The organism is Arthrobacter sp. MDT1-49-2 (genome assembly GCF_059090185.1).
Genome location: NZ_JBNHFK010000007.1, coordinates 209,988 through 220,789, shown reverse-complemented (window position 1 = coordinate 220,789; position 10,802 = coordinate 209,988). Strand labels below are relative to the sequence as shown.

The 10,802-nt window shown below is 65.3% G+C and carries 11 protein-coding genes; 6 read left to right on the top strand and 5 right to left on the bottom strand.

The genetic code is table 11. The features are described 5' to 3' along the window. Nucleotides 1-763: 763 nt before the first annotated feature. Both AC5RTS_RS11745 and AC5RTS_RS11740 read right to left on the bottom strand, forming a co-directional pair. On the bottom strand, nucleotides 764-1,153 hold the full coding sequence (locus AC5RTS_RS11745) for a VOC family protein (protein ID WP_493992197.1): 390 nt from the start codon (nucleotides 1,151-1,153) through the stop codon (nucleotides 764-766). 129 nt (nucleotides 1,154-1,282) lie between these two features. Further along, complete coding sequence (locus AC5RTS_RS11740) at nucleotides 1,283-2,089, bottom strand: PIG-L deacetylase family protein (protein ID WP_493992196.1); 807 nt, start codon at nucleotides 2,087-2,089, stop codon at nucleotides 1,283-1,285. 123 nt (nucleotides 2,090-2,212) lie between these two features. Between AC5RTS_RS11740 and AC5RTS_RS11735 the strand changes: the two genes are divergently transcribed. Beyond that, nucleotides 2,213-3,649: a lipase maturation factor family protein gene (locus tag AC5RTS_RS11735; RefSeq protein WP_493992195.1), complete on the top strand. Its 1,437-nt coding sequence runs from the start codon at nucleotides 2,213-2,215 to the stop codon at nucleotides 3,647-3,649. On the opposite strand, the gene AC5RTS_RS11730 is transcribed toward AC5RTS_RS11735, so the two are convergent. From AC5RTS_RS11730 to AC5RTS_RS11720, 3 genes are all read right to left on the bottom strand, one after another. Further along, nucleotides 3,639-4,421: a pullulanase X25 domain-containing protein gene (locus tag AC5RTS_RS11730; RefSeq protein WP_493992194.1), complete on the bottom strand. Its 783-nt coding sequence runs from the start codon at nucleotides 4,419-4,421 to the stop codon at nucleotides 3,639-3,641. The genes AC5RTS_RS11735 and AC5RTS_RS11730 overlap by 11 nt on opposite strands. A 100-nt stretch (nucleotides 4,422-4,521) precedes the next feature. Beyond that, nucleotides 4,522-5,253, bottom strand: coding sequence for a lipoate--protein ligase family protein (locus AC5RTS_RS11725; RefSeq protein ID WP_493992193.1), 732 nt, complete (start codon nucleotides 5,251-5,253; stop codon nucleotides 4,522-4,524). A 3-nt stretch (nucleotides 5,254-5,256) separates the two neighbouring features. After that, a complete protein-coding gene (locus AC5RTS_RS11720) occupies nucleotides 5,257-6,042 on the bottom strand; it encodes a thioesterase family protein (protein WP_493992192.1) in 786 nt (261 codons plus the stop codon). Nucleotides 6,043-6,140: 98 nt separating this feature from the next. Between AC5RTS_RS11720 and AC5RTS_RS11715 the strand changes: the two genes are divergently transcribed. From AC5RTS_RS11715 to AC5RTS_RS11695, 5 genes are all read left to right on the top strand, one after another. Continuing rightward, a complete protein-coding gene (locus tag AC5RTS_RS11715; RefSeq protein ID WP_493992191.1) occupies nucleotides 6,141-7,112 on the top strand; it encodes an aldo/keto reductase in 972 nt (323 codons plus the stop codon). Between the two features lie 147 nt (nucleotides 7,113-7,259). Continuing rightward, nucleotides 7,260-8,255: an ABC transporter substrate-binding protein gene (locus tag AC5RTS_RS11710; protein WP_493992190.1), complete on the top strand. Its 996-nt coding sequence runs from the start codon at nucleotides 7,260-7,262 to the stop codon at nucleotides 8,253-8,255. Nucleotides 8,256-8,333: 78 nt separating this feature from the next. Beyond that, nucleotides 8,334-9,116, top strand: a complete 783-nt coding sequence (locus AC5RTS_RS11705; protein ID WP_493992189.1) for an ABC transporter ATP-binding protein — start codon at nucleotides 8,334-8,336, stop codon at nucleotides 9,114-9,116. Continuing rightward, nucleotides 9,113-9,967, top strand: a complete 855-nt coding sequence (locus tag AC5RTS_RS11700) for an ABC transporter permease (protein WP_493992188.1) — start codon at nucleotides 9,113-9,115, stop codon at nucleotides 9,965-9,967. Before AC5RTS_RS11705 ends, AC5RTS_RS11700 begins: the two co-directional genes overlap by 4 nt. Beyond that, the gene (locus AC5RTS_RS11695; protein ID WP_493992187.1) at nucleotides 9,967-10,758 is read left to right on the top strand and encodes an ABC transporter permease; all 792 of its coding nucleotides are present in this window, start codon (nucleotides 9,967-9,969) and stop codon (nucleotides 10,756-10,758) included. Before AC5RTS_RS11700 ends, AC5RTS_RS11695 begins: the two co-directional genes overlap by 1 nt. Nucleotides 10,759-10,802: the final 44 nt, after the last annotated feature.

The following is a 10,802-nucleotide window of genomic DNA, read 5'->3' as shown; positions in this document are numbered from 1 at the left end:
TTGGTCGGATGAGTGTGGTAACCCATATCGAACCGGAGACCCTCGCCTATTTAACTTTTGCCACGCCGTTCACAACCACCGTAAGAGTTACAGCTAGTCCGCAGAGGCCCTCTGCCACACCGACGGCCTCCACCACTCAGGCCTCTGAGTCGGTGTCTGAAACATTGGGGGCAGAAGCGACGGCCGCTGAGGCTCCCGCTCCTGTTCCGCCTCCAAACCCGGCGATTAACCCCCAGCCGGCTACCGTGGAGTTTGTTTCGGCGGACGATGCGATAGGCATCATTGCGGAACACCTCCATTACAGTCCTGACCTCAGGTATGACGTTACCGACAATGGAGACGGGACCTACAATGTGCAGGTCACTGTTCTGTCGATCGTGGCGCAGGGGGGATCAGGGGACGCAGGGACATACCTAGTCAGGCAGGATCGCGCCTATTTCTTGAGGTAGATCACCAGGCGGGATTTAGGCTGTTGCGGCAGGTCCCGGAGCCCGTTTCTCTGTCAGAAGAAGCCGTCTTGGCACCACTCCTATGGTGATGCGTCCGAAAGCCGGTCCGCCACCGCGACAGTTCCAAAGGACGCACCCGCAAACGCCTGAAACTCGCTATAACCGCCGCATTGATTCGAGTAGGTCGCCCACAACGGCGCCCGGTGAGGGCGGCTGAAAAGCTACCGCCGCCTAAGAGTCACACGGGGTCCAACGTCCACACCCGCGCCGGCCTTAGCCGCGTGGCGTGGCCTCTGTCGGCTGCTGAGCCTGCTTCAGCCGGCGCCTTCGGCAATCTGGATGAGGTTGCCCACGGTGTCGGAGAAAACCGCCGTCGTGACCGGCCCCATCCGGGTTGGCGGCTGGGTGAAGTCCACGCCCAGGTCCGACAGCCGCTGATACTCGTCCTCCACACTGTCCACGGCGAAGGACGTGAACGGGATCCCGTCCGCCACCAGTGCCCCCGTGAACGGTGCAACGGCGGGGTGTCCGGCCGGCTCGAGCAGCAGTTCCACCCCACCGTCCTCCCCCGGCACCCCCACGGTCAGCCAGCGTGCCCCGCCCGCCGGCACATCCTGCCGCGGCTCGAAGCCCAGCACGCGGGTGTAAAAATCCAGTGCCCTGTCCTGGTCGTCCACAAAAATGCTGGTCACTACAATCCTCATGCGTGTTCCCTGCCTGTTCGGGTTGTCGGATTCGGCGGGCCGGCTATCCGGCGGTTCCGGCCGTGCACGGCAAGTATCCGGCGCGGAAGGCAAATGCGGGAGGGTGGACAGCAGGTAATTCGGCGCAGCTTAGTCCAGCCCCTCGAAAACATCACCGAGCACCGGCTCCCCCGGTGGCCGCGGCGGCCAGGCAATAACCAGCGGCTCTGCCCCCGACGTCCGCGTCCACCCCGCGTCCTCCTGCGCGTCCGAAGGCACGCCCGGGGACACTGCGTAGCGTTGGGTGCGGTGTTCCATCAGCCCTGCCACCACCCGCCCCGCGACGCTTCGGACGTCCACCTCGATCCCGATCAGCTCATCCGGGACCGGACGCAGGTCATACACGCGCGCCTCGTTCCAGGGCTCCAGGCCGTGCCGGATACGGCCGCGGTTCCAGCGCTCCCAAGTGGAGCGCCGCATGGCGCCGTGCAGCAGCCGCCGCAGCCCTGGTCCGCCGTCGGTACGCAACAGCTCGAAGGCTGCGTCGGTGGCAGCGCCGACGGCAATGTGATCGGGATGACCGGTGATCCCATCCGGACCAAAGGTAGCCACGACGTCGGGCCGTTCCTGCGCCAAGATCCCTCCGATGCGTTCCACCAGCTCGGTCCGCGGGACATCGCTGAGCGTCCCGTCGTCGTATTCGAGCCATTCGTGGCGGTCCGGAGGGCGGCCGTGCGCGGTCCATGCGGCCTCCATTTCCCGGCGCCGGACCTGGCCAAGCGGCTCATTCAGGGGAGGATAGGCAGGGTCTATTCCTCCTGCACCGCCGTCGGTCGCGTGGACCAGGACGAAGCGGAACCCCGGATCGTGTTCGTGCAGCGCAACCGTTCCCGCCAGCCCGTACGCGTCGTCGTCCGGGTGGGCGACGACGAGGGCGAGGACACGTGATCCCGTCATTTCCGGCACCTCCTGCCGATGTGGAGTCTTGCTCCCGTTCCAGCCTAGGACGGGAGGCAGGCAGGAGGAACGGGCGGCGCGTACTGTCGGTTCCGTCCGCCACCGGAGCTAGGCTGGATTGCCATGGAGCTCTTCAGCGCGGAAGGATACGAGTTCGCCCGGCAGGTGCTGCAGCGCGGCATCGCCGCAATCTTCCTGCTCGGGTTCCTGAACGCGGTTTTCCAGTTTCCCGCCCTGCTAGGTGACAACGGGCTGCTGCCCGCGCCGCAGTACCTTGCCCGGATCAAGGGCCGCGGCATCCCCACACTGTTTCACTGGCACTACACGGACCGGTTCCTGCTCGCGGTGGCGTGGTCCGGGGCAGCCGTCTCCGCGCTCCTGGTGGCGGGAGTGCCGCAGTCCGGGCCGTGGTGGCTGCCGATGGCGGCTTTCCTGCTGATCTGGGGCCTGTACCTGTCCATTGTGAACATCGGCCAGACCTTCTACGGGTTCGGCTGGGAGTCGCTGCTGCTCGAGGCGGGTTTCCTGGCCGCGTTCCTGGGCTCCAACGACGTCGCTCCCCCGCTGACCGTGCTCTGGCTTTTCCGCTGGCTGGTCTTCCGCCTGGAATTCGGTGCCGGATTGATCAAGCTGCGCGGCGACAGGGTCTGGCGGGACCTGACCGCCCTCTACTACCACCACGAGACCCAGCCCATGCCGAACCCGGCCAGCTGGTTCTTCCACCACCTGCCGAAGCCGCTGCACCGGGTGGAATTGCTGGGCAACCACTTCGCCCAGCTGGTGGTGCCGTTCCTCCTGTTCTTTCCGCAGCCGGTGGCCTCCATCGCCGCGGCGGTCATTATCGTCACCCAGCTGTGGCTGGTGGTCTCGGGGAACTTCGCCTGGCTGAACGTGCTGACCATCCTGTTGGCGTGCACCGCGGTCAGCGATTCGGCCGTGCAGGCACTGCTGCCGTGGGCGAACTTCGGCTCACCGGCTCCGGAGGGCACCCCGGTGGCCTTCGCCGTCGTCGTCGGCGCCGCCACTCTCGCAATGCTGTATTGGGCCTGGGCACCGCTGAAGAACCTGTTCAGCCGCCACCAGCTGATGAACGCCAGTTTCAACCGCTGGCACCTCTCCAACGCCTATGGCGCATTCGGCAGTATTACCCGGCAGCGCAGCGAGGTGGTGGTTGAGGGCACGAACGATCCGCCCGGGCCCGATGCCCGCTGGCGCGAGTATGAATTCCGGGGCAAGCCCGGGGATCCGCGCCGGCTGCCCCGCCAGTTCGCGCCCTATCATCTGCGTCTGGACTGGATGATGTGGTTCCTCGCGCTGGGTTCCTACGGCGCCTGGTTTCCCGCGCTCCTGCGCAAGCTCCTCGCCGGGGACGCACGGACCCTGCGGCTGCTGCGCAGGGACCCGTTCGACGGCGAGCCGCCCCGCTGGATCCGGGCGCAGGTCTACCGCTACCGCTACTCCACTCCCGCGGAACGGCGCAGCGACGGTGTCTGGTGGGTGCGCGAACCGGCCGGGATCCTGGTAGATCCGATCGAGGGTCCGGGAACGGTCAGGAACTGACCTCCGGCTTGGTGAGGACCGTGTGCGTGGCGTGGTCGTAGAGGAAGCTCAGCGGACCGCCGGAATGCTCAATCTGGATGTTGCCGCCGTCGCGGTGTGCCCCGAATCCGTAGTTTTCCTCCCAGCCGCCGTTCAGCGCCACCTTGTACTCGTAGCTGCCGGCGGGCAGGTCCAGGGTCAGTTTCCACAGTTCGTCATGACGGTCAAAGCTGAACGCTGCTGCGGCCGGATCCCAGTCGGCGATCCCCAGGGCGCTGCCAAAACTGCCGGCAAGGGCAACGGCTTCGGGCTGCGGGAAGGACGGCTCGAATCCGTCGCCGCTGTCCCGGTGTGAACCGCTGGGTTCTGCCGGCACGGTGGGAACGGCAACGGCGTCCCGTACCGCTTCCTCGACCACTTCCGCTGCGGGCGGGGTCTTCCGCGCGGCCGACGGCGTTGCGCCGTTGCCCTGCAGGGCTGCGGCGAGCCGGGTGGGTTCGGGGAAGTCCACCAGTGCCTGGCGTCCCCCGCTGGTGATGCTCCAGCCGGCCCGGCCTTCCTTGAGGATCCAGCCTGCTTTGACCAGCTTGGTGGTGGCGTTGACCAGGGCGCGCTCGCCGCGCGTGGTGCCGCTGGCCAGCTCCTCGGCTTCGCGCCCGGTCAGCGGGACGCGGTGCAGTGCGGCGGAGATGACCGTAGCCCTGCTGACTTTGCCTGACGGGTCCTCTGCAGCGAGGATCTCGAGGACCGCCCGAAGCCGCAGTGCAGTGTTTTCAACGGTGTCTGAACCCAATGGAAATCCTTTGTGACGTGTGTACTGATCAGCCTGCTGTCAGTTCCCTACCCTAGTCCGGGCGCTTCCCGGCAGGAAGCACCGCCGGGCCGGTGTTGCGTCACATCGCCCGCCGCAGCGCCTCGAAGTCCCCGTCGGCCAGACGGGCATATCCGCCATAGGCCTGCAGGACGGCGTCTTCCACGTCCGCCATGGAAAGGCCGGGCACCAGGTCCCGGGCGGCGCCGGCGGTCCGCGGGTCCCAGCCCAGCCCCAGTTCGGCGTAGCAGTCCGTCAATACCTTGCGCAGCGGGGTCCCGTTGCCCACCACCAGCACCGTGGAAAACAGCCAGGCGCCGGCGACCACCCGCTGTGCGGTGCCGGCGAGCTTGATGCGCTCCCCCGCCGCGCCTTCGCCGTACACGGTGAATTCGCCCGGACAGTATTCACCGGGGATTTCGCCGACGCCGGTCTTCAGCCCGGCCTTCTCCAGCGCCCCGGCCAAGAGGACGCCGAAGTCGGCAAACCGGCCCCGGGAGCCGGTAAGGGCGTCGGCGTCGGGCTCCACATGGTCCAGGACCAGACAGTCGCGGTGGTAGGCGGCGGCCCGCCCGCCGGCTTTGCGTACCAGCGGTTCGAACCCGTTCCGCCGGCAGGCCGCCTGGGCGGCGGCAAAACCGGGCAGTTTTGCATCCCGCTGTCCCAGCGCCACCGTGGGCCGGGGCCGGTAGATCCGCAGGGTGGGTCCCAGCACCCCGCGGCGGGCGGCCTCAAGCATCGCCAGCGCGAAGTCCAGATCCGCGGCGGCGCCCAGCGACTGCTGCTGGCGGACCACCGTCAGGGCGCCGGGCACTGTCTAGGCTCCGCCGAGCGGCCGGACGGTGAGGATCTGCTCGCTGCGGCCGAACGGTCCCCGCTCGTCATGCAGGATGGCCGAGGTCAGCCCGATGCCGTCGGTGCCGAAGGAAACCTGTGTGTCCAGCCCCAGCCACTCTCCCACCGGGTCGCGGTGCAGGTGCAGCTGCAGGTCCACGTTGGGGAACATGTAGCTGTCCCCGCCCGGCGGCACCCGGGTGGAAATGCCGTTGGCGGTGTCCGCCATGCCGACCAGCCGGACCAGGTCGGAGGTGGGCATGCCCTCCACCATTTCGTGCGGGGTGCGCAGCCAGGCCCGTCCGCGGCCGGGGCGGAGGCCGGGCAGGGCACGCATCTCCACCGATTCGATGAAGGCGCCCGGCCAGGCCGTCAGGCCCTCGCGGCCGCCGGCCTCGGCGGGGCCGGGCATGGTGCCGTCTTCGACAGCCGCCACCTCCGACGTCGTACCCCGGGCCAGGCGCCAGGCGGTGGCCCGGACGGCGGTGCGGCCGTCCGCCACCATTTCCGCCTGCAGGAGTTCGATGGTGCGGCCCGGGCGCAGGAGCGAGGTTTTCACTTCGAAGGTGCTGCGGGGAATGAGGCCCAGAATGTCATAGCTGATGCGGGCCATCCGCAGCTCCGGGCGGGGCTGGAACTGCTCCAGGCAGTGCGCGAGCAGCCCGGAGATGGGAGCCATGTGCTGCTCCTGCGGGTTCCAGGCACCCTGGGTGTGGATGGTTGCTTCATAGACGCCGTTGCCCAGCGAGCGGTAATACGATTCAGCCACGTGCTTTGCTTCTCCCTGCCGTTCGGAATTGGCTTTCAGGCTACCTCAGCACAGTGACCGGTCTGGCCTGCGAGTGCGCCGCGGGTCACAATGGCCCGATGGAATACACCCACCTCGGCCGTTCCGGCCTGTCTGTTTCCCGTCTCTGCCTGGGCACCATGAACTTCGGCCCCAAAACCGAGGAGGCGGACGCGCACTCCATCATGGATTCCGCCCGGGACTCGGGCATCAATTTCTTCGATACGGCCAATGTTTACGGCTGGGAGCGCAAGGGCTGGACGGAGGAGATTGTCGGCCGCTGGTTTGCCAAGGGCGGCGGCCGCCGCGAGGACACCGTCATTGCCACCAAGCTGTACGGCTCCATGAGCGAGCGCCCCAATGACACCTTCCTTTCCGCCCTTAATATCCGCCGCGCCCTGGACGCGAGCCTGAAGCGGCTGCAGACGGATTACGTAGACCTCTACCAGTTCCACCACATCGACCGGAATACGCCCTGGGACGAGATCTGGCAGGCCATGGAAGTGGCCGTGACCCAGGGCAAGATCATCTACAACGGCAGCAGCAACTTCGCCGGCTGGCACATTGCCCGGGCACAGGAGAACGCCCGGCGGCGGAACTTTACCGGCCTGGTCAGCGAACAAAGCATCTACAACCTGATCAACCGGACCGTGGAACTGGAAGTGATCCCCGCCGCCCGGCAGTACGGCCTGGGCCTGCTGCCATGGTCGCCGCTCCAGGGCGGGCTGCTGGGCGGAATCCTGCAGAAGGAGGCCGACGCCGGCGGGCGCCGGGCCGACGGCAGGGTGCGGGACCTGCTGGAGAAACACCGCGACCAGATCCGCCGGTACGAGGACCTGGCCGGGGAACTTGAGATCCGTCCGGGAGTCCTGGCACTGGCGTGGCTGCTGCATCAGCCGGCCGTCACCGCTCCGCTGGTGGGGCCCCGCACCCAGGAACAGCTGGACGAGGCCCTTCTCGCCCTGGAGGTGACCCTGGAGCAGAAAACCCTGAACCGGCTGGACGAAATCTTCCCCGGCCACCGCACCGCCCCGGAGGACTACGCCTGGTAGCGGCCGGTCAGGCTCTTTGGAGCCGAAGATTGTACACAATTCACGAGTTACCCCTAAATTCCATCCGCAAAACACCTTGACTGTGATCTAGGTCTCACCTAGGTTGTATACATCTTGCTCGAAACAATGGTGTTTTCGGAGGCCCCCATGCGTTTGAGATCTACGTCCGCCCTGTCACTTGCAGCTCTTGCCGCCATCTCCCTAGCTGCCTGCGGCGGCTTCTCCGGCGATGCGGACGGCCCGGACACCGTTACCGTCTCCGTTACCCACCCGGAGGACCTGTACGGACTCCCCTGGGAGGTAGGCATCGACCAGGGCTTTTTCGAGGAAGCCGGGGTGAAGATTGAACAGATCATTCCCTCCGAAGGCGGGGGAACGACCCTTCAAAACGTGGTCTCCGGAAAGCTTCCCTTCGGAGAAGTAGCCACCGGGGCGATTGTGTCCGGTTTCAATGAAGGTGCCCCGGTGCAGGTCATCGGAGGTGGTATCCAGTCGGTCTCGGATGTTTCGTGGGTTACGCTCCAGGACACCGCGCTGACCAGTCTGGAGGACGCGGAGGATGCGCGTTGGGGGTTCACCAATCCCGGTTCGGTTAGCGAGGCAATGAGCTTCCTGACGCCGGAAGGAGCCGGAATTGATCCGGCAACCGTCGACCGCACGTCTACCGGAGGCACGGGAGCCGGCATTGCACTGCTCGAGGCAGGGGACGTCGACATCACCTACGCGTCTCCCCGGGTGGCGATGGAGAACGACGACCGGCTCAAGGTCATCGGCAGCAGCGCGGACTATGTTCCCTCGTACCAACAGACAATGATCATCAGCAGCCGCGATTATGCGTCGAAAAACCCTGAAACGGCCCGGGCAATCCTGCAGGGATACTCCGACGCCGTCGACTGGATCGAAGCCAATCCGGCGGATGCCGCCGCGTTCTGGGCGGACCTGGCTGATCTGGAAGTGGCCGACGCCGAAGAGATCCTCAATGCCGCCTTGGACGCCGGCCACTGGGGTATCGCCTACAACCCCGATGCACTCACGGCAGCCGAAAAGGGCCTGGCCTATACGGACGAGCTGGAAAGCGTCAACTGGGATGAGCTCCTGACGGACGAGTACCTTCCCGAGGGCAAAAAGGGAGAAATCCCCTAACCGGTAACGCCGACAGCATAAGCGTCATGAAGCTAATACCGGCCCGGACTTCCGGTCGGCTCGAGGAAAGGCATGTGCATGGGTGCAACTGTAGAACTTGACGATGTTGACCGCAGATACGGAGACGTGCAGGCGCTCAGCCCCACAACCAAACGCTTGGAACCGGGGTCATTCACGACACTGGTCGGTCCCAGCGGATGTGGCAAATCCACCCTGCTGGACATCATTGCCGGACTCAACACCGGCAACGGCGGACGTGCACTCATCAACGGACAGCCGATCAAGGGACCGCGCAGGGAAACCGGCGTGATCTTCCAAGAGGCGGCAGTACTCCCCTGGCGTACAGTGCTGGACAACACCGCCTTTGCACTCGAGGTGCAGAAGGTCCCCGCGAAGAAGCGCAGGGAGATAGCGGAGGACGTTCTCCGCAGGGTGGGGCTTTCACAATTCGCAGGACACTATCCCCACCAACTGTCCGGCGGCATGCGCCAGCGGGTGGCGATAGCCCGCGTACTGAGCACGGACCCTGACCTCGTACTCGCAGATGAGCCCTTCGGTGCCCTGGACGAACAAACCCGGGTAGTCCTCGGTCTGGAGATGCTCCGGGTTGTCAGACAGACGGAGGCAACGGTCCTCTTCGTAACCCACAGCATCCAGGAAGCGGTACTGCTCTCCGACCGCATCCTCGTGATGGGAGCCCGCCCGGGGAAGATCCTGCTGGACTTGGCAGTTGACCTGCCGTTCGAACGGGATCCGTCCCTGGTCGGCACACCGGCGGCATCGCACCTGGTTGAACAGATCTGGTCAGTGCTTCGAAGCGAAGCCGAGCGTGCGCTCGCGGAACAGGGCGCGAAGCGATGAGTGATCTGCAGCCTCACGCCTCGGCACCGCCGGCCGCGGCTCCCGCACGCCAGGCACCGGAACAGAGACGCAAGATACAGCCGGCACCGGAGCGACGCCTGGGACTAACGGCGCGCGGATGGACGGCCGTCGGAGCCCTCGCCACCATCGCCGTCCTCGAACTTGCGCCTCGGCTGGGCCTGGTGGACTCGTATTCCCTGGTTCCGCTCAGTGACATGTCCGTCCGCGCCTTCACCCTGCTCGGCGACAGCCGTTTCCTGCTTGAAGACCTGCTTCCGTCCCTCACCGCAATCACGGCTTCATTTGTGCTGGCAGCTGTGTCAGGCATCCTCATAGGGCTGCTGATCTGGACGGTGCCTGCGGCGCAGAAAATCCTCGACCCGTGGCTGGCCACATACTATGCAATCCCCACCTTCGCGCTTTATCCGCTGTTGGTAGTGCTGATGGGCGTCGGGATGGCGCCCATCATCCTCCTGGGCACCCTTTTCGCCGTTGTTGCAATGATCAGTTCCACGGTGGACGGGCTTCGGTCCATCCCCAAGTCGGTTCTGAAGTTATCCGAGGTGCTTCAGATGGGTGCGGTTCAACGCACGTTCAAGGTGCTCCTGCCGGCGGCGCTGCCGCAGATCAATGTAGGGCTCCGGTTGGCGCTTTCGTACAGCTTGATCATGGTGCTGGCGAGCGAGTTTGTGCTCTCAACCTCAGGACTTGGGCACTTCATCTCAAATGCGTACAACGATTTTGCCATCACCGACATGTACGCGGGCGTGCTCCTGGTGTTCGTCCTCGCCCTGGGAGTAAATGCCGCTTTTGCCGCTCTCCTCAAGCGAAGCTCGAAGGGAAGAATGTGATGACCAGCAGTCCAATAGTTAGCGCCGCGCCCGGGACGTTCCGCCGCGCCTCTTCGGGCCTTGGGTGGACCCTGGTTCTACCCGCGGTCATCGTCATCGTGTGGGCCGTCATCGCCGCCGTCATGGACAGTGCAGTGTTTCCCACTCCCTGGGAATCCTTTCAGCGGCTAACCGAAGATCTTGCCCGCCCGGACTTCCGTGCCAGTATCTGGTCTACCGTCCAACTGCTTCTGCTGGGTTGGCTGCTGGCTGTAGCAGTCGGCACCCTCGTCGGATTTGCCTTGGGCCTGTCAAACTTTTGGTCCTCGGTTTTCTCTACTCCCCTGTTTGCCCTTTACAGCATCCCCAAGGTGACCCTCTACCCGGTCTTCCTCTTGTTTCTGGGCATAGGGGACAGCAGCCGTCTGGCCTTTGCGTTCTTCCACGGGGTTTTCCCCATTGCACTGCTGGTGATGGCCGCTACCCAATCAATGGATAAGAACCTCTTGAAGCTCGCCAAAGTCCTCGTGATGCCGTGGCATGTCAGGCTCCGGTCGATCCTCATACCCGCACTCCTGCCGGCGATCGTCACCGCCCTGCGGATTGCTTTCGGGCTGACCCTCCTGGGGCTCATCCTGGCCGAAATGTTCTCCGCCGAGTCCGGTCTGGGCCGTGAGCTGGTTTCCAACGTCGCAAATGTGCGGATCGACCGCATCGCCGGGCAAGTGGTGTTCATTGCCATCATCGCCGTTATCCCCGGCTTTGCCCTCCGTTGGATGGAACGCCGGGTGACACAGCGCTACGGGACGTAACCGTCCACCATGGTGCGGACCCGCCCACCTGTTTCTAAAGTTTT